Annotated in this window: 18 protein-coding genes and 1 other annotated feature; of the genes, 6 read left to right on the top strand and 12 right to left on the bottom strand. The window is 36.5% G+C overall.

Translation table 11 applies throughout. The features are described from left to right. Positions 1-74 precede the first annotated feature (74 nt). Complete coding sequence (locus tag CP355_RS04080; RefSeq protein ID WP_087176261.1) at positions 75-1,691, bottom strand: polysaccharide biosynthesis protein; 1,617 nt, start codon at positions 1,689-1,691, stop codon at positions 75-77. A gap of 273 nt (positions 1,692-1,964) precedes the next feature. On the opposite strand from CP355_RS04080, the gene CP355_RS04075 reads away from it, so the two are divergent. Continuing rightward, positions 1,965-2,924, top strand: coding sequence for a GH25 family lysozyme (locus tag CP355_RS04075; RefSeq protein ID WP_098043946.1), 960 nt, complete (start codon positions 1,965-1,967; stop codon positions 2,922-2,924). Positions 2,925-2,990: 66 nt separating this feature from the next. On the opposite strand, the gene CP355_RS04070 is transcribed toward CP355_RS04075, so the two are convergent. The 10 genes from CP355_RS04070 to CP355_RS04025 all read right to left on the bottom strand — a co-directional run bounded on the left by CP355_RS04070 (position 2,991) and on the right by CP355_RS04025 (position 11,474). Next, positions 2,991-3,665 (bottom strand): DUF975 family protein, encoded by a 675-nt coding sequence (locus CP355_RS04070; RefSeq protein WP_098043945.1) that lies wholly within the window; start codon positions 3,663-3,665, stop codon positions 2,991-2,993. 272 nt (positions 3,666-3,937) lie between these two features. Further along, positions 3,938-4,342: a hypothetical protein gene (locus CP355_RS04065; RefSeq protein ID WP_025005980.1), complete on the bottom strand. Its 405-nt coding sequence runs from the start codon at positions 4,340-4,342 to the stop codon at positions 3,938-3,940. Between the two features lie 85 nt (positions 4,343-4,427). After that, positions 4,428-5,372, bottom strand: a complete 945-nt coding sequence (locus tag CP355_RS04060; protein WP_098043944.1) for a serine hydrolase — start codon at positions 5,370-5,372, stop codon at positions 4,428-4,430. Further along, positions 5,372-6,658, bottom strand: coding sequence for a D-alanyl-lipoteichoic acid biosynthesis protein DltD (gene dltD, locus CP355_RS04055; RefSeq protein WP_025005982.1), 1,287 nt, complete (start codon positions 6,656-6,658; stop codon positions 5,372-5,374). Before dltD ends, CP355_RS04060 begins: the two co-directional genes overlap by 1 nt. Then, a complete protein-coding gene (dltC, locus tag CP355_RS04050; protein ID WP_013438765.1) occupies positions 6,651-6,890 on the bottom strand; it encodes a D-alanine--poly(phosphoribitol) ligase subunit DltC in 240 nt (79 codons plus the stop codon). Before dltC ends, dltD begins: the two co-directional genes overlap by 8 nt. Positions 6,891-6,948: 58 nt before the next feature. After that, a complete protein-coding gene (gene dltB / locus CP355_RS04045; RefSeq protein WP_098036465.1) occupies positions 6,949-8,187 on the bottom strand; it encodes a D-alanyl-lipoteichoic acid biosynthesis protein DltB in 1,239 nt (412 codons plus the stop codon). Then, a complete protein-coding gene (gene dltA / locus CP355_RS04040) occupies positions 8,187-9,701 on the bottom strand; it encodes a D-alanine--poly(phosphoribitol) ligase subunit DltA (RefSeq protein WP_098043943.1) in 1,515 nt (504 codons plus the stop codon). Before dltA ends, dltB begins: the two co-directional genes overlap by 1 nt. Before the next feature lie 15 nt (positions 9,702-9,716). Further along, the gene (locus tag CP355_RS04035) at positions 9,717-9,869 is read right to left on the bottom strand and encodes a teichoic acid D-Ala incorporation-associated protein DltX (RefSeq protein ID WP_025005985.1); all 153 of its coding nucleotides are present in this window, start codon (positions 9,867-9,869) and stop codon (positions 9,717-9,719) included. Between the two features lie 153 nt (positions 9,870-10,022). Next, positions 10,023-10,319 carry a hypothetical protein gene (locus CP355_RS04030; protein WP_087236089.1) on the bottom strand — a complete coding sequence of 99 codons (297 nt, stop codon included), beginning with the start codon at positions 10,317-10,319 and terminating at the stop codon, positions 10,023-10,025. Positions 10,320-10,337: 18 nt separating this feature from the next. After that, a complete protein-coding gene (locus tag CP355_RS04025; RefSeq protein WP_087176270.1) occupies positions 10,338-11,474 on the bottom strand; it encodes a YncE family protein in 1,137 nt (378 codons plus the stop codon). Positions 11,475-12,049: 575 nt separating this feature from the next. On the opposite strand from CP355_RS04025, the gene cbpB reads away from it, so the two are divergent. The 5 genes from cbpB (at position 12,050) to CP355_RS03990 (ending at position 17,108) form a co-directional block, all read left to right on the top strand. Then, positions 12,050-12,520, top strand: a complete 471-nt coding sequence (gene cbpB, locus CP355_RS04015) for a cyclic-di-AMP-binding protein CbpB (RefSeq protein ID WP_025005988.1) — start codon at positions 12,050-12,052, stop codon at positions 12,518-12,520. A gap of 133 nt (positions 12,521-12,653) precedes the next feature. Continuing rightward, on the top strand, positions 12,654-14,510 hold the full coding sequence (locus tag CP355_RS04010) for a heavy metal translocating P-type ATPase (protein ID WP_098036467.1): 1,857 nt from the start codon (positions 12,654-12,656) through the stop codon (positions 14,508-14,510). Between the two features lie 637 nt (positions 14,511-15,147). Next, positions 15,148-15,204, top strand: a sequence feature (sodium ion sensor (DUF1646 type); this cis-regulatory element may regulate processes involved in with the transportation of sodium ions). Positions 15,205-15,243: 39 nt separating this feature from the next. Continuing rightward, positions 15,244-16,413, top strand: coding sequence for a cation:proton antiporter (locus tag CP355_RS04000; protein ID WP_025005990.1), 1,170 nt, complete (start codon positions 15,244-15,246; stop codon positions 16,411-16,413). Positions 16,414-16,543: 130 nt separating this feature from the next. Continuing rightward, a complete protein-coding gene (locus tag CP355_RS03995) occupies positions 16,544-16,852 on the top strand; it encodes a type II toxin-antitoxin system Phd/YefM family antitoxin (protein WP_003625002.1) in 309 nt (102 codons plus the stop codon). Continuing rightward, positions 16,839-17,108, top strand: coding sequence for a Txe/YoeB family addiction module toxin (locus tag CP355_RS03990; RefSeq protein ID WP_087176272.1), 270 nt, complete (start codon positions 16,839-16,841; stop codon positions 17,106-17,108). Before CP355_RS03995 ends, CP355_RS03990 begins: the two co-directional genes overlap by 14 nt. Positions 17,109-17,147: 39 nt before the next feature. On the opposite strand, the gene CP355_RS03985 is transcribed toward CP355_RS03990, so the two are convergent. Then, positions 17,148-18,716 carry an ABC transporter ATP-binding protein gene (locus tag CP355_RS03985; RefSeq protein WP_098043942.1) on the bottom strand — a complete coding sequence of 523 codons (1,569 nt, stop codon included), beginning with the start codon at positions 18,714-18,716 and terminating at the stop codon, positions 17,148-17,150.

The raw sequence follows: 18,716 nt of genomic DNA, 5'->3' as shown, positions 1-18,716 counted from the left end.
ATTCGATCTCTAAAAAAGCACCCTTAATTGTCAATGTCTTAACTTAATGACATTGGGAAAACCTGCTGCCTTTTTTAATGATAATGTTTATAACGGTAATAACGATAGCCGATTTTTTTACCAAAAATTTCTTGGGAAATACCCATTAAGTTCGAAATTAATACGTATAATCCTAAAAAGATTAAACCAAAAATTGCTAAGTAAATAAAACTCCCCACTCGTCCTAAATGATTAAAGTGATTTCCTATCAGCAATTGATAAATAAACAAGATAACTATATAAATCTCATTAGTAACCACAATTGGCAATAAGCTAGTAAGACGAATGCCATAGGTCTTGTTAAGTTTATGATAGCTAAGCCAAATTACAATCAAAAATGAAATGTCCGTAGATAAAATTGCACCGTCCGCATTCATAAACATAGTCATTGGGACTTGCAAGATCACTTTAAACACAACGCCCCAAACCATGTAAATCACGGCTAGTTTATTCATATTCAAAGCAAGCAGTAGAGTCAACGAATTCATTACTAGTCCAGCTAACAAACTCTGGACAATATTTTCAACTAGATAATATGCGCCGAGACTATCATGAGAAAAAAGCACCGTATAAATTGGTGATGCCGCAAATGCACCTAATGCTACTACTGGTAATAATACAAATAAAAGTAAACGGTAGTTTTCTAACAATAATTTTTTAATGCTTTCTTGTCGATCCTTACTCTTAAACTTAAGTCCAGCTAATAATGGCAAACTTGTTTCAGATACAGCCGTCGCTAAAGAAATAATTACCGTAGTAATCTTGCTAGGATTAGCTGAAAAAATCGTATAAATATAGCTAACGTAAGTGCTGCTGAGATGATTAAAATTAATCAATACCTGCTTGAACAATAATTGATCTACTAATTGAGTAACGGTAATAAAAGAACCTAATAAAACAAAAGGTATAGAAGCATACCACAGATTAAGCAAGCTTCGTGTTACGTTGTTTAAAGCACGCTCTTCGCTATTTTCAAGAAGCTGCTTATAATGACCCCACCGCTTGCGTAAATACGCAAAGAGGTACAAATAACTAGCAATAGCGCCAACACAAGCACCGAAAACGCTAAAATAAACTGCGATTACGTAATTATGATGAAAAACCTCAATAACTAAAAGGGTTGCCAACAAAATAAAGAGAATCCGCGCAAATTGTTCCCATAATTGGGAAATTCCGTATGGCTTCATATCATTATTTCCTTGAAACCATCCTCTTACCATACTCATTGATGGCAAAATAATTACGGCTGGAACTAAAACACGAATTGAAATCGTTGCACTAGCTACAGAATCAACCGGACTGTTTTTAGCAATGATTGGTGCAGTTACATATAGCAAAATTCCGCAGGCTAACCCCATTACTAACATGATAATGAGTCCCAGCTTGGTAATATACAAACTATCTTTATATCTATTTTGCGAATTTAATTGTGATACTTCCCGGGCAATAACTGAAGGAAGCCCCGCGGTTCCGACAGATAAAAATAATGCATAAGGCGTGTACGAAGAATTAAACAGAGCTTGCGCATTCAATTGGTTGTGATAGCTCCCCAACATAATCAACCAAGGAATTAAATATACAACTCCTAGAATTCTCGATACGATACTACCAAACGATAGCCAAAACGAACCCGATAGGATCTTTTTATTCAACAGTAAAACCTCAAATCTACGTTATCTCATTGTGCCTCATTAATTATACGTGGATTTTTTCATTTTTGGGAACAAAGGGGCTTCTTTTTAGAGAAATTTAGTCGAGGAATAATACAAATTAGTTACATTAGTTACCATATTATTACCTATAGTTTAATTTATCGTTAGGAGGCTTGACCCGCCTCAGAATAATCATTATGATTGAAATGTTTCTATGTGAAAGTTACTGATTATTTATAATTCTATTAATAAAAAAATCATGGGGGATTTACGTTGTTTTTTAAGAAGAGATTTATTACTAAATTAGCATGCGTTGCTATTTTTTCAACTACAGGTATCGCTGCAGTAAAGGCTCAAGCTCCACAAACTGTGCAAGCTTCAACTACTTCCGTAGCTGCACGTTCACTTGGGATTGACGTTGCTAGTTACCAAAGTGCTGACTTGTCTGCTCACGCTAGATCTGGCGCTAAGTTTGCTGTAGTTAAGGTTAGTGAAGGTACAGGCTACAGAAACCCTAAGGCTAGTGGTCAAGTTGCTAGCGCACGTCGTCAAAACATGATGCCAATGGGCTACCACTTCGCTACTTTCAGTGCAAGCACTTCAGCTGCTAAGCGTGAAGCAAATTATGCTATTGCATCAGCCAAGGCTGTAGGTCTTAACCCAGGTTCATACCTTGCTTGTGATTATGAATCAGGCGATGGTAACGACATCAACATGGGTAAGAACCCTACTGCTAACGCAATTATTGCTTTCATGAAGAAAGTTAAGGATGCTGGTTACAAGCCACTTCTTTACGCTAGTTCATCTGTATTGAGAAACAACATTAACACTAACAAAGTAGTTAATGCATTTCCTAACAGTTTATGGGTTGCTTCATACGCTATTTCAGGTCGTATCGACAATCCTAACTTTAACTACTTCCCATCAATGAACGGTGTTTCAATTTGGCAATTTACTGATAACTGGCGTGGCCTTAACGTAGACGGTAACATCAACGTTTTGCCACTTTCATCATCAGGTAATGCAGTTTCTCAAGCTCCTAAGAAGAATACCGGTAAGGCTCGTGTATTGAAGCACAACGCTTATGTTTACGATAAGAACGGCAAGCGTAAGAAGCACAAGGTCTTGAAGAAGAACCATTCTGTTACTGTTCACGGTAAGAAGACTATTCATGGTAAAAAGTACTACAAGATTGGCAAAAACAAATACATCAAGGCTGCTAACCTTTACTAAAAAATAATTAGCTATCAAAAAATGCACCAGGTAAAAACTTACCTGATGCATTTTATTTTGCTTTTTTTACTTTAAGAACTTATCGCCTGCAATGTGACGGTAAAAGTTTGCTTTAGCAGTTTGGTAATATGGAGTAACCCATAAATAGCCAATTCCGCAGGTTATGGCGGCCAAAATGTTCCAGCCTAGGAAACTTAAGTCAAAGATAAACAAAGCCATCTTGTGGCCCTTCATGAGCTCCTTGCTGGCATTAATTCCGTCAGTTGCACTGACTTGCTTACCGCTGGCTACCATGTCCTTCACGATATACGGTGTCATGGAATAAGAATAAGCCTTGATAATACCTGGGATAATCAAAAGCCAAGTCCATAAGAATGTAAAAATAGAAACCAGCACGAAATTAATCAATTCTGGACCAAAGCGATTCTCAGTAAAGACTGAAAATGCAGCCATATATGGTTTTTCTTCTTTTTGATCGTCTCTTAATTCTAGAAATGCAATGTTTCTACTCAAACCAATGAAACTACCGATCCAAAGGAGAATTGATCCAATTGGACTAGCAAATTGGTAGAAAATATTGGTTCCGTCATAATTTATGTAAGTTTCATCTAACCAGTGACCAGCGCCAGTAAAAATGCCAACGATAATTGCGGTAATCAAGAAGACAATTATTGCCCAGCCCCAATTTCCACGTAAGTATTGCTTGGCATTGTCTTTTAATTCTTTTCTTGTAACAGCCATTTTCCCACTCTTTCTATATCAGTTACATAATTAGTGTCACCTAAACGTAGATTATAGTCAATAAAAAATGGTATCAAAAAAAGCCTAATTCCACCAACACGGAACTAGGCTCACACAGTGTTGACCGCCGTCTCTGACCACATATAGAAGATAACATTTTCGCTACCGGAGAAAATGACTACTACTAGCGGCGGTACATGAAAATTCTAGCATTCAAAAATATAAAAAACAAGCAAAATGACACGGATTGATACAGATTGTTATTTTGATAGTTATAATCCACAAATAATTGCGATAATACCAAAGATAATTTGTAATACTGCTATTGCAAGATGACCTGCGTTTTTACCTTCTTTGAGGGGATGCTCAGCATTAATAGATTTGTGAATTTGCCAAGCGTTATAAATTCCGATAATTGTTACAAAAATTCCTGCAACAATTGCAGTCCACTTATAGATAGCACCATTATTGGCATTGCCAGCAGACCATAAGATGATTAGCCCAATGCCTATGATAATTAAAGCATAACCGATTCTTCTACTATTGCGTCCAACGTTGGCAGCATTATATCCTTTATTGCCAGCAGTTTGCTTCATAACAGAATTACTAATTAAAATTTGAACAATACCCATTATTGCAATAAAAACAAATACACCATATGTAACTAAAGTTGCCATAATATTCGCGCTTTCCAATTAAATCGCTTTCATAATTCACTTACATACGCAAAAAAGACGAGGCTCAACGCCTCGTCTTTTCTCTTTAATTAAAGTGCAGCATTATCGACATAATGCGGTTTACTTTCTTTTTAATCTTACCAAATTCGCCATGAGTAGTGTGATTATCCTGAATAATAATCATGTCCTTAGCACCTTTGGTAGTACGCAAGAAGGTGTAATAACCTTCACCAGCACCATTAGCTGCCTTGTACTTCTTCAAGTTATAAAAACCACCATTGTAGTATGACGGTGCCTTACCCTTGAAAAGCACTTTTCTGCTTTCTTTAGTCAGTAATTTACCATGTAGGATATACTCAATCGTTTTTGCTAAATCAGCATTAGACATCACAATAGAGCCTGCACCTAATTCATTATGTGCATCCTTCACAGCCTGATCATGATCAACTCTCATGAATTGACCAGAACTTCTTTCGTAGCCTGGAACCCAGCCTGCAGATTTCAACTTAGTCATGCTTGACCATAAAAATTCGGTTTGCTTTAACTTAAGCGGCTTGATGTAAGTCTCACGGAATAGCTTTTCATAAGACTTATGTTCAAGCTTAGACAAGATACCACAAAGGTAAATGTAGTTTACAGCTGTATAATGCCACTTGCCTAACTTTCTACCGTCAAACACAGTGTATTTTGCATCATGAGCAATATTGGCTTCATCTGAAATAAATTCCGGTGTCCCCAATTGTTGATCAGTTTCTAGATCTAATCCAGAAGTCATGGTTAACAAGTTGCTAATCTTGACATTATCTGCACCATCTACGTTAGGGTAAAACTTAGAAAGTGGATCATCTAAACTCAGCTTTCCCTTTTGTACCTCACGCATGACCATCGCAGCAGTCATTGATTTTTGCACTGAATTAATCAAATAACTAGTGTCAGTACTATTATTTGTAGCGTACTCAAGTAAAGGTTTTCTGTTGCTTGTTACCAAGACAGATCCTTTAATGCCTAAACGATCAATAGCCTGGCGCACTACTTTGCTTTTAAACTGTTCTTATTAGTCAAATCGACGCTCTTAACATCGTCTTTATTCTGCCACTTCTTGGAGTAGTAGTAGTTAGACATGTAGTAGTTGTAACGTCTATTTGGTAATTCCATGAATGGTTTAACAGCTTGATCAACTGCAACCCATCCTTTCCAACCTAAGTGAATAGTATCTTCCATGAAGTACTTTTCATTACCACGTTTTGAAAGATCTACTACATTTTCAAAACCTTGGTTAACAAGTTGGTGCTCAATCTTAGCAACAGATTCCTGGTACATCTTTTCTGATAAACCAGTGTATTTCATCCATTTTCCGTTAATTGGAGGAATAATGAACAATACATTAGTATGTTGCTTAGCAAATTGTTCCAGCATTAATTGGAAGTCACCATATTCAACTGAGTGAACATAGTCGAAATTACGTTGACTACCCTTCAAACGCTTCAATACCTTCTTAGGCAAACGAGTTCTATAGAAAGTATTGTCAATTCCTAAGTTATTTGAATTAGTATGCATTGCAGCTTGTTCTGCAGCGACCTTATTCAAAGCCTTAACAGAGTATGCACTTGGTAAAACTTTAGCTTTCTTTTGAATCTTATTTACACGATCGCGCAATTGGAATGCACTGAAGAAGTTATCTTCATTACTGAGCATTCTACGACGATTGTTTAAGTAAAACTTTTGGAAAGTGGTTAGTTTCTTACCTTCCGCAATTTGCTGAAGACTATTCTTAATTTCGCCCTTAACGTCTGGCATTTCAAGCAAACGCTTAGCAGCGTAACGATCAGTCTTATTATTCTTAGCACTTAACAAGAAATTACATGCTTGAAGTGGTGAATAATACAAAGCAAAGGCATTAGGATCTTGACCCTTTTTGGTAAACCATTGTGGTGAAATAATCACAACAGCCTTTTTATTCTTAAGTTGCTTAGCTGTGCCTTGCATCCCTAAAAACTGAGCCAAAGATTGACTACCTGGACCACCAAGCAAGAATGGACGGTAATTTCTATGATACTTTTCCGCAATTACACTAGGGTGCAATGGATCAAATCTTGATAATTCACTTGAACCATAGAAAGGTACATAGCCGTCATCAAAAGCTTCTTGCTTCATTGTACTGCCCTTAAAGACAGTAGTATTTTGTGAAGCAGCAGCTTCATAGATTGTTTGCTTAGAAAAAGTTCTTTCCCAGGGAATAAGGAATACAACTAATAAAAGGATAAAAGCGCAAATAACTGGGCCAAAAATTTGCCACAGCCGGCGTTTATTACTCATTTTCTAAGCTTTCCACCTTTGCAACAATCTTATTTGGAGTATCCCATTCAGCACGCTTGAATTCTGAAACGGGAACATCAATATCAAACTTTTCTTGTAAGCTCAAAAGCATTTGTACACTTGCCATTGAGTCCATCAAACCATTGTCAAAGATGTTTTCATCCATTTGATCTGATAAATCTTCACCAGTTAAATCGTTTAAAATGTCTAATACGCCTTGTTTAGTGTCCATAATTAATACCTCTATTCAACACAAATACTTAATTAATATCATTCCATATTATATAAGCTTATTTCCAACCGAACCATAGTTGACTAAGAAATCCTGAGAAAATCAAGAAACTGAAGCAAACTACGTTAAAGGTTAAGAAAATGGCGAACCATTCAGTAAACTTGTTAGATGGAATTTGCTTCTTATGCTTTCCCTTAAATCTAAGCCACATATCGTTGATACAAATAGCTGAAGCGTGGAAGATACCATAAACAATATAATACCACGTTAAGCCGTGCCAGAAACCCTGGATTAAGAACAACAGGAAGTAAGAAACTTGTGACAATCTAATTCGATTCTTAAACAATTTTTTCTTCATTGCAAAGAAAGAGAATCGCATATAGATGTAGTCACGGAACCAGAATGACAAAGTCATATGCCAACGATTCCAGAAATCTTTAATGTTCTTAGAAATAAATGGCTTATTGAAGTTCATTGGGGTATGAATACCCATGAAGTATGAAATTGATACGGCAAATAATGAATAACCTGCAAAGTCAAAGAACAAGTACATGCTGTAACAATACATGTAAGCAAGTACCCACCATGAAAGCTTCAAACCACCATTTGCATTGCCGACTGCTAATGCAGAGGCAGTGATCTTTGGTAACCAATAAGTACCAAAGAACCAACCAATAACAAACTTATATAAAAAGCCTTGGAATAAATATCTTACTGCATATTGCAAATCAGTAATATATGCATCCCTTGTAGGAACCTTTTCATAATCCTTCTTAAATCTACGGTAACGATCAATAGGACCTGATGAAATGGTTGGGAAGAAGAGCAAGAATCTTGCATAAGTTACAGGATCTACCTTCTTAATCGCACCATCACGCATTTCCATAATAACTTGAACGGTCTTAAAGGTTACATATGAAATACCTAAGAACCCAATTACAAAGCCGATGGAATTATCAGGAAAAGCAGTTAAATATTTAACTGCAGCTAATGGAATAATTGCCAGAATTACTGCTAAGCTAAATACCCAAGTCTTATTTTTACCGTGATGACGATAATACTGATAAGCAAAGGTCAAAATAAACTCATAAACCAGCCAGATTAATAAGTTAACCCCTTGTTGCCAGTGACTACCATCAAAAATCAAGAATAAGAAAACAATTGAGAAAATTGCTTCATATGTCTTGAAACGATGACCGAAGTATAACCCCAAAATGATTGGGATTAAAGCAATCATCAAATAAATGAAATATTGCGGATTTGAATAAGGTTGTAAGTTAATGAAATTAAAATTCACTACTTATTAACCTCCTTAATAACCGCTTTGATATCTACCTTGCCATTTTGAGAAATTGGCAATTTATCTTGGTAAACAAAACGTTGTGGAATCATGTAAGGCATAACGTTCTTAGCTAAATCTTCACGAATTTCCTTAGTTAAAGCAGCTTCTGAGTGCTGACACGCTACGCCTTCCTTTAATTCGATTTCTGCAACGATTTGCTTAACAGTGTGGTCCTTATTGTATTTAGGTGCCGCAACGCCATAACGAACGTATTTATTCTTAGTTAAGTAGAAGTTGATTTCTTCAAGTTCGATTCTGTAACCATTGAACTTAATTTGGAAGTCAATTCTACCGCGATAAAATAGCATATCGCCATCAAAGAATCCGGCATCCCCACTGCGGTAGCTAGCATACTTTTCGCCATCTTTATGGAAGAAAGCAGCTTCCGTTTTTTCTGGGTTATTCATGTAACCCTTAGAAACGCTAGGACCGTTAATGATAATTTCACCTTCGCCAGGTTTATCACCCTTTGAAGTATCAATTGTAATCTTAGTATCTTCCTTAACTTTACCAATTGGCAAACGGTCATACTTTTCAAGTACTTCGTCAGTAATTTCGACTTGAGTAACAGCAACTGTAGTTTCAGTTGGGCCGTAAGTATTGAAAATATGACTAGTAGGGAATTTCTTCTTAAGCATGTCTGCTTCACTGTGTGGTAATTCTTCTCCACAGAATAAGAAGTGAGTCAAATCTGGGTGATGTTCACTATCAAAAGTCTTATCTAAGAAGCACATTTGTGCAAATGATGGTGTAGATACCCATACGTTGAATTGCATCTTTGGCAAAGTCTGGAATAATTGACCAAAGTTTTGAGTAACATCATGTGGAAGTACCACTAACTTACCAGCAGAAACAAGTGCTGGGTAAAGACTCATAACTGACAAGTCGAAAGAATATGGTGCTTGTGCCAAGAAGCTTGGATTTTCTGGCAAATTGAAGTCTGATAATTCCCAGTTTACGAAACTAAGCAAATTGTCATGACTAATTTGTACACCCTTAGGCTTACCAGTTGTACCTGAAGTAAAGATAATGTAGTAATTATCGTCGCCTTCGACAAAATCGTCTTCATTAACAGTAAAGTCGCCATCTTCAACTTCACTAGCCTTAAGCACTTGAACATCAGACAAATCAACATCTGGCAATGGATCAATTTCCAAAACTATTGGTGATTTTGAAACATCTTGGATCATGGTCAAACGTTCAGCGTTTGAGTAGCTAGCAATTGGAATATATGCGTGACCTGACTTAACACAGCCAAGGAAACTAGCAACCATTTCAAAAGTTTGACCACCCCAGATCATGATTGGAGCATGATCTGGAATATCCATCGCAGCAATCTTGTGTGCCCACGCATTGGAACGCTGCTTAAGTTCGCCATATGTATTGGTTTTACCAAGATAGTCGTAAACAACACGATCTGGTTCTTGTTCAGCTATCTCATCTATTCTCTTAATAACATCTTGAATCATGTAACAGCACCTACCTTAAAATTCGTTATAAATGAAATGAACTGAAGTAAGTCCACTATATTCATACAAATAAATAAGGGCCATCAGGATCCCAAAATAAACAATCGTTTTCAAGACAAACATACCGACGCGTTTGCCTCGAGAATCAATTTTCGATTTCTTATCCATTGTTTCTCCCTCAAGTAATATTTTTGTAACATTTTATTACTTTGTCTTATATTACTACAAATAGCAACAATCAGCGCATCATCGCTATATATTTTAACAAATTTAAACTTTTTCTTAAATTAAGGCTGCATAAAATATACGGAAAGCGTTTTATTATTGCATTTTTTTGCAATTGCGGTATGCGAAGTACAGCGGAATGGCTATAATTACCGCAACAAAAATTAAAGCAAAGATCAATAGTCGCATCATATTTTTAGGATCAGTCCAACGATCGCTTTTTGCCGTGGCCAAAATATACGCTGCAAACAATACGATAATGATTAATTCGCCTAAACAAAACCATGAGTGTAGATTTTGATACAAATACAGATACGTTGTTGCAGGCAGCAGGCAAAACCAGCCCGCAAAACGCAACCAAAAGATTTCCTTTTGACGGTAATTGAGATTCATCGCTTGTTTCCTTTCATCCTAATTGCCAAACAACGCATTAATATTGATGGATAAAATCCGATCCATTACTACAACATTCGGCTTAGCATATTGCTGCGACGCGGATTCAAATAGACAAAGTAGTTGCCCTTTATAAGCTGTAATCTGCTCCAAATATGGCGGCATTTCTAGTTCTAACTCCGCATTCTTTTCATCTAATGCATTTAAGGCAGAAGTTGGGAAAACGTACAGCTTAGAACTACCGCTACCGTATGACTGACTCAAGAAGATCTTATTTTGATAAATTGCAATCCCTTGAATCTGCTTATCCATGCTAGTTTCGCCAGTTGGATCTGACCACTGCAGCGTACCCGTAACAGATTTCACTTCATTATTAGTAATCGAACCTTTGTTTTTGCCGCTACGAGCAATTCGATATGCCGCAACTTTGCCGCGTCCATACATATTGAAGAATCCAACAAATAATTGACTGTCATAATAGGTAACTGCAGATGCTTTTTCAACTGCTGGAATTGCAATCTGGTGATCATATTTAATTGGAATTCTGCTTCCTGGCTTATATTCTTTCATTTCTTTTAATGAAAATGCGGCTAAAGCTGAGGACTTACCTAATGAACCTGTAATCCAAATATTTTTAGCAACGGGATCATATGCAATACCGCCTAAATGCGGCCTACCTGGAACTTGAATTGTCTTAATATATTTACCCGTCTTTTTATCTAAAACATAGATAACGGAAGCATGAACATGATCCCCGTCATAGGCAGTAATTAAAATGTACTTGCTCGCTACCGCGATTCCTTGAGGCGTCATTGCAGTTGCTACATCGTATTTTTTAGTTTTAAAATTGTAGGCCTTAGTTGAAATCAGTCCTGGAATAATAAAATCTTTTCCGTCCCATGTCCTCGGCGGAACATAAGTAGATACTTTATTAATAAAAGGATAGTTTTCACGTAAAGCTTTTTGATAGTTTTTGAAATTATGCCAAGCTGCACTCGTATTTGTTCCATCATTAGCTTTTACTACTTTAGGACGCTCTCGCAGCATCTCTTGTTTCTGCAACCATTGATAGCCAAAATAGCCGCCTGTTCCGACACCTACTAAGATGAGAACAGTTATTATCAATTGCAAAACAAACTTTCCAAATTTTTTCACCGAACTGTTCCTTTCTTTACCTTTTTGACATGTCTAACATTATAGCCACATTCATTATACTTTTACTAATCTGCCACGAATTTTCATTAAAAATATAGATTTTTCGAAAATAAAGTTTATTTCGTCACACTTTTTTCACAATTTAAGGTTATACTATGTAATGTAGCAAGTAAGACTTCCACTTACTACTACAACTCAACTTTTTTGTTTTTCATTCATACTCCTCCAAGTAAATAATGAAAATAAAAAGAATTGACTTACTCCAATTAGTCAATTTCATATCTATCCCTTTCGGCTCACGTGCGTTGCGTGAGCTTTTCTTATGCCCAAAATCAATTTCTTAAATACTTCACAAGCAAATCTTTACCTTTTCATAAGAATTTGAACATTTTTAATTCACATTTAGCCTGTATTATAAAAAATGTAACAAGGCGGTAGAAACTTGTTACATACTCCCACTTTTTTATTTCATTCATTCTTACTCCTCCAAAGTAGATGAAACTAATAAGGTCCGCAAAATCTTGCGGGCCTTTTCCTTTTTTCCTGTATACTTAAGATAGAAAAGAGGCGCAAATATGTTTTCACCATCAATCAAACACTTAATTCAAGAAAAATCAGGTTCGTTTTTAATTCCAGCTAGCCGGATTGCCTTTGTTCAAGATGACAATCCTTTATATCATGCCTTTTTAATCCTTACTAAAGTTAAATATTCTAAAATTCCAGTTTTAGATAAAGATAAAAAAGTGGTTGGTCTGCTTAGTTTAGCGATGATTACAGACAAGATGCTAACGAATGAAGAAATTTCTACCGCACCTTTAGATCAATTAAAGGTTAAAGATGTCATGCAAACCAAGTTCGATAAAATAAATTTTGTCGAAACTACGCTAGAGGCGCAGCTTCATTTATTGATTAACAACGCCTTTTTACCGGTCGTCGATGACCGCGGCGTTTTCCAAGGATTACTTACTAGACGAGAGTGGATCAAAGCCTTTAACTATGTTACCCATACATATGATAAGCACTACAAGTCAATCAAAATAAAATAACCCACGGGCAGTCTATTATGGACTGCCTTTTTTAATGAAGAAAAATAGAATTCTATTTACGTATTCTTATGATAAAAGAATGTTAGAATGTTTTGAGTAGAGTGATATATTTACTTTTTTGGAGGCTATACATATGAAACGTCAATGGAAATTTATTGTCGTTTTAATTGCCGGGGTAATAAGTTTAATTTTTGAATTTGGTTTACATGCTTCTACTCTATTTGTAACGCCAATTCTTAAATTGCAAATGAATCCACAAGCAATTATCATCGACATTTTGGGTATTTGGATTTCCGTTCTTTTGTTAATGGAAATATTCAATGACTGGAAATCCGGCCGTTACGGTGTCGATATTTTAGCCGTAATTGCGATTGTTTCTACTATTTTAATCAACAATTATTGGGCTGAATGGATGATCTTGGTAATGTCTACTGGTGGTGAAACTCTGGAGGACTACGCTACAGGTCAAGCCAGCAAGGAATTGCGTTCCCTTTTGAACAATACTCCTAGAATCGCCAACAAGTTAATCAACGGCAAGATTACCGAAGTCAATGTTGATGATTTGAAAATCGGTGACATTGTTTTAATTAAACCAGGTCAACAAGTTCCAGTTGATGGTGAAATTGTTAAAGGTGAATCAAACTTTGACCAATCATCATTGACCGGTGAATCTGTTCCTGTTGCTAAAAAGCCAGGCGATGACTTGATGTCTGGTTCCGTTAACGGTGATGCTGCCGTCCAGATGAAGGTTACTAAGGCTGCTAAGGACTCAGAATATCAGTCAATTGTCGCTTTGGTTAAGTCATCACAAGCTCAACCAGCTAAGTTCGTTAAGATGGCCGACCGTTACGCCGTTCCATTTACCATCATCTCATTGATTATTGGTGGTGTTGCATGGGCAGTGTCTGGGGATGCTACAAGATTTGCGGAAGTTATGGTTGTTGCTTCTCCATGTCCACTTTTGATCGCAGCTCCTGTTGCTTTAGTCAGTGGTATGAGTTCAATGTCAGCTCACCACATTATTGTTAAGTCAGGTCCAACTCTTGAAAAGTTAGCTCGTGCTAAGACTTTTGCCTTTGATAAGACTGGTACTTTAACTGAAAATCAATTGGTGGTTGACCAAATCATCCCTGAAGGCGATGCTCTTTCAAAAGAAGAATTACAAAGCTTAGCTGCTAGTGTTGAACAACAATCTAGCCACGTTATTGCCAGTTCTTTGGTTAAGGCTACTGACAGCAAGTTAATCAAGCCAGTTACCAACTTAAAGGAAACTACCGCTCAAGGTGTTGAAGGTGACGTCAATGGCAAGCATGTTAAGGTGGGTAAATTAAGTTTCGTAGATCCTAATCATGAAAAGATTGACATAACTTCAACTGCTGTCTTCGTTTCAGTCGATGGCAAGTTTGCCGGTTACATTACTATGATGGATGAAATTCGTCCAGAAACGGCTGATACAATTGCGAAGTTGAAGCGCCAAGGTGCAGAAGACATCATGATGCTTACTGGTGACCACAAGCAAGTTGCTGAAAAGGTTGGTAAAAAAGCTGGCATTACTGATATTCGTGCCGATCTTTTACCAGCTGAAAAGATTAAGGCTATCAAGGAAGTACCAAAAGACTTGCGTCCTGTCGTTATGACTGGTGACGGTGTTAACGATGCTCCAAGTTTAACTGCCGCTGATGTCGGTATCGCTATGGGTGCTAAAGGCGCAACAGCTGCCAGTGAAAGTGCCGATGCCGTTATCATGGTTAACGATTTATCTAAGGTTAATGATGCGGTTGCTATTTCTAAACATACAATGAAGGTTGCCAACATCGATGTTTTAACTGCTATTGGTGTGGTTATCATCATCGAATTGATCGCCTTCACCGGTGTCATTCCTGCCTTTTGGGGTGCTATCTTACAGGAAGTTGTCGACATGATCACTATCAGTTTGGGACTTCTTGCTAAGACTAAGCCAAGCAATAAGCAATTTGGTTTGGAAGAGTAAGTAAAAATTAGATATTAACAAAATAAAAAGCTCTAGAGTCGAGATGATTCTAGAGCTTTTTATTTTATTAAATTGTTTAACTCTAAAGGTATCATATTATAATCTTAAAGAAAGAGACCACATCATTATAAGTAATTCTCTTAGCATAATTTCTAAACATCACCAAGGAGTACCATATCTGAAGATGAAAACTAAAATAATATCAATAATACTTTTGATACTCATCGTCCCACCTATTCTTTTCTGTGTACTTAATTCTAGTTACGAGTTATACGTTAATCATCAAGAAAATATTGCATACAGTAAAATGCAATTAGTCTTGAGCCCGTAAAAGCTCGAATAAAATTCTTTCACATCTATGAATATAAAAGTTCATTTTCTAATCAAAAAACATTGAATAAGAATAGACAACTCTTCAACAAAGTTGGATATAAGATAGGCAAACATGATGATCTAGAAACGCCTTATAAATATTCAATCAGTGCCCTAAAATCAAACGGAAAATGGACAGTTTATATTAAAGAAGAACCGTTTGGCAAGGAAAAAAGTTATCGCGAAGATTGATTTAATTGCAACCTAATTTGCATCTAGTTTAGGAAAATATTAAAATTAAACTCAACTGAATATTTCATTTAGTGGTTGGGTTTTTATCAGAATAAAAGCTTTCAAGATTTGCTTCTTTGGGTCAAGAGGCACCTTGAAGGCTTTTTGCTTTTTTATAGAAAGGGAATACATGCATTTTTTAGGGGAATTAATCTTAATCCTATTAACTACAGTCTTATTAGGTCAGCTCTTTGCTCGCTTTAATATGCCTGCAGTTATCGGACAATTATTGTCAGGAATCTTACTTGGACCAGCTATCCTAAATTGGGTAACGCCAAACGATATTGTCAGTCTATTCTCAGAATTCGGGGTTATCCTGTTAATGTTCTTAGCAGGCCTGGAAAGTGACCTCGATTTACTAAAGAAATACTTCAAATTAAGTTTCACCGTCGCTAGTGTCGGGGTTATCTTACCAGTTGTCTTCATGGGAATTGCCAGCTACTTCTTCGGTATGAAGCCACTTGAGGCACTCTTTATCGGAATTGTCTTTGCGGCAACCAGTGTTTCAATTTCGGTTGTAGTATTGCAAGAAGCACGACAACTTCATACCCGTGCCGGTACAGCAATTTTAGGTGCGGCTGTAGTTGATGATATCTTAGCCGTAGTTGTTTTAAGTTTGTTCACTACTTTCAGTCACGAAGGCGGTAAGAGCGGTTTAACTAACAACTTCTTTATCAATATTTTGATTGAAATTGTCTACTTTGTAGTTGTTTGGGTCATCTTTAAGTTCGTTGCCCCATACTTTATGAAGGCTTCCGAAAAAATCGATGTTGACTACTCTGTAGTTATCGGTTCGCTTGTCTTAGCTTTAACTATGGCTTGGGCTGCCGACTTTGTTGGATTATCTGCCGTTGTAGGTGCATTCTTTGGTGGCTTGGCTATTAGACAGACGCCACAATATAAAGAAGTTCACTCTTCAGTTTCCGCAATCGGTTATGCGATCTTTATTCCGGTATTCTTTGCCGACATCGGTCTTTCAATGACCTTTGAGAGCTTCTTCAAGGATATTTGGTTCATTATCGTAATGACAATCTTAGCTCTCTTATCTAAATTCTGGGCTGGTAAATACTCAAGTGAAGTCTTCGGCTTTACTAAAAATGAGGGTAACATTGTAGGTGCCGGTATGATTTCTCGTGGTGAAGTTGCCTTAATCGTGGCACAGATCGGGATTACCCATCACCTCTTCCCTGAAGATATTTACTCAAGCTTGATTTTGGTAATCATCGTTACAACGGTACTTTCACCATTTATTTTGAATTATTTCATTAAGAAACAAAAAGATAGTAAAGAATTTATGTAAAAGAAAATCCTCGACAAAAACGTCGGGGATTTTTTCATGTTCGCTTGTGAACAAATACTAGATTTTTTAATTATAAAGTGTAGACACAATTTAGCCTACATAATATAATACTGTTAGGAGATGATAGAACATGTTACAAACACCAAATAATATTAAAGCAGTTACTGCTCGTGACTTACGTAATAACTTTAAAAAAATTGCTGATGACATTAATGACTATGATACTACAGTTATCGTTGCTCGTCCTAAAGACAAAAACGTCGTAATTATTTCACAAAAAGAATATGATTCATGGCAAGAGACCTCATATCTTCTAGGGACTAAGGCAAATCGTGATGCATTAGCGGAAGCTAAAGAATCGTTTGAAAATAAAGACACCCGAAACAAAATCTTAACTCCAGAAGAATTCGAGGCTCTAACTAAAGATGACGAAGCTTAACGTAAATTTTAACTATAATGCCTGGGATGAATATCTAGAGTGGAAGAAAGAAGATAAAAAAACTTCCAAGAAAATCGATAGCCTCATTAAAGATTGTCAACGCCATCCATTCACTGGAAAAGGAAAACCCGAACCTTTAAAGGCAAATTTAAGCGGTGCATGGTCTCGACAAATTAATCACAAAGATCGTATGGTTTATTCAGTTACGGCAACAGAACTTCAAATATGGCAACTAAAATATCACTATTCTAAATAGAAAATCCTCGACAAAAACGTCGGGGATTTTTTCATATTCTTAAACAAACTGTTCTAAATCGATTACTTGATCATATCTCTGTAACTCTTCTGGTTCATAATGGTGAATTACTTCCACAAAGGTCAAATCAGACTCTAACAAGTAATCATGAATCTGATCTGAGGTCTTTTTATCAAGAGATGCATTAATTTCATCAAGCAGCAACACTGGCCGCTTCATTAAAATGGCCCGAGCTAATTCAATTCTTGCCAGCTGCCCGCCTGATAATTGATCCGCATTATCCCCTAAAGAATAATCCCATCCCTTCTCTTTCACGATGGTGTCTAGTCCCAACTTGGTGCAGACTTCCATTACCATTTCCCGGGAAATATCTGCGCCTAGTGTCAAATTAAAACACAAGGTATCTGCAAAAATCACTGGACTTTGACTAGCGTATGAAAAGATATTAGCAAATTCTCCAGCCTTAGCTTGGCTATTATTCAAAATAATATCTTTAGCCTGACCGAATTCTCCTGTCATTAAATATTGCAAAAGCGTTGATTTCCCGGTACCCGATGGCCCAATAACTGCTACTTTTTGTTCAGCCTTAATCTTTAAATTAAGACGTCTAGCCAACTCCTGATCTTTTCTAATTAAAGTTAAATCATCCACTTCCAATTCACTAAAATCATTTTCAGAAACGTCTTCAGTTTTCTTACCTTCGGCAATATACTTTTCAGCTTTAGCAACAATCTTTTTAGTAGTTGATAACTTATTGCGACCTTCTAAAATTGTCAAAATTGGATTAACAAAAGAATTCGACAACTGCACAATTGCAAATAATGCACCCAATGTAGTTTGTCCATTAACTACCATGTAAATCCCTACTAAGAATGGCACTGTAAAGGTAAACAAGTTAGCAATCAAGCTGACCCATGAAACTGTGTCCAAGTTCAGTAAATTCATCTTGCGCAGTGCTGCTTCTAATTGGTTAACAAATACCCTACTCTTCTTAACAGCATTATCTTGCTTGCCATACAACTTGAATGTTGAACTACCGGCTAAAAAATTCTTGATATGACTAACATACTTATCATTGGCGTTGGTCCAATTTTCGGAAGCAGTTTGAATTTTCTTTTGAAAAAGGCTGGATACAATCATCGGTAAGCATGAACCTATTAGAAAAAGCAAGGTTACTAACCAGTTAACCGACAATGCATAGACTAATGCAAAAATAATCATGTACGCTTGCATCATAATTTCAATTTCTGCATCAAAGCGATTAGTTTCTAAGAGCTTAAAATCTGTAGTTAGATAACCTAAGCTAGTAGTATTTTCATCACTAGATTGTTTAAGCATCCCTTTTAAGATGCCAAGCCGTAAAGTAGTATTTGCTTCCTGAATCGCACCTGTTTTTAAGCGATTGAAAATAAGTGAAGCTAAAAAGGTAATCAATAAGCCGCTAACAGCAATTAGCAAAATTTGCGGTAAGTCATTAAAGCTTCTTTGCGTAGCAATATTAGTCAATGCCTGCACCATATAAGCCACGATAATCTGTTGCATACTGGCAATTAAGCCGAAGATAATCATGCTGATGAATTTAGAATGTGAAGAGTATTTGTAAATCAT

Source organism: Lactobacillus sp. UMNPBX4 (genome assembly GCF_002554115.1).
Lineage (GTDB): Bacteria > Bacillota > Bacilli > Lactobacillales > Lactobacillaceae > Lactobacillus > Lactobacillus gallinarum.
The sequence above is the reverse complement of the archived record's forward strand: the minus strand, read 5'-3'. Positions and strand labels throughout refer to the sequence as shown.

Excerpts from the sequence above, each read along its gene's own strand:
- CP355_RS03985 (WP_098043942.1), bottom strand. The coding sequence starts at position 18,716 with ATGATTTACAAATACTCTTCACATTCTAAATTCATCAGCATGATTATC.
- CP355_RS04010 (WP_098036467.1), top strand. The coding sequence starts at position 12,654 with ATGAAACGTCAATGGAAATTTATTGTCGTTTTAATTGCCGGGGTAATA.
- dltA (WP_098043943.1), bottom strand. The coding sequence starts at position 9,701 with ATGATTCAAGATGTTATTAAGAGAATAGATGAGATAGCTGAACAAGAA.
- dltD (WP_025005982.1), bottom strand. The coding sequence starts at position 6,658 with ATGAGTAATAAACGCCGGCTGTGGCAAATTTTTGGCCCAGTTATTTGC.
- CP355_RS04035 (WP_025005985.1), bottom strand. The coding sequence starts at position 9,869 with ATGGATAAGAAATCGAAAATTGATTCTCGAGGCAAACGCGTCGGTATG.
- CP355_RS03990 (WP_087176272.1), top strand. The coding sequence starts at position 16,839 with ATGACGAAGCTTAACGTAAATTTTAACTATAATGCCTGGGATGAATAT.
- CP355_RS04065 (WP_025005980.1), bottom strand. The coding sequence starts at position 4,342 with ATGGCAACTTTAGTTACATATGGTGTATTTGTTTTTATTGCAATAATG.
- cbpB (WP_025005988.1), top strand. The coding sequence starts at position 12,050 with ATGTTTTCACCATCAATCAAACACTTAATTCAAGAAAAATCAGGTTCG.
- dltC (WP_013438765.1), bottom strand. The coding sequence starts at position 6,890 with ATGGACACTAAACAAGGCGTATTAGACATTTTAAACGATTTAACTGGT.
- CP355_RS04070 (WP_098043945.1), bottom strand. The coding sequence starts at position 3,665 with ATGGCTGTTACAAGAAAAGAATTAAAAGACAATGCCAAGCAATACTTA.
- CP355_RS04030 (WP_087236089.1), bottom strand. The coding sequence starts at position 10,319 with ATGAATCTCAATTACCGTCAAAAGGAAATCTTTTGGTTGCGTTTTGCG.
- CP355_RS04000 (WP_025005990.1), top strand. The coding sequence starts at position 15,244 with ATGCATTTTTTAGGGGAATTAATCTTAATCCTATTAACTACAGTCTTA.
- CP355_RS03995 (WP_003625002.1), top strand. The coding sequence starts at position 16,544 with ATGTTACAAACACCAAATAATATTAAAGCAGTTACTGCTCGTGACTTA.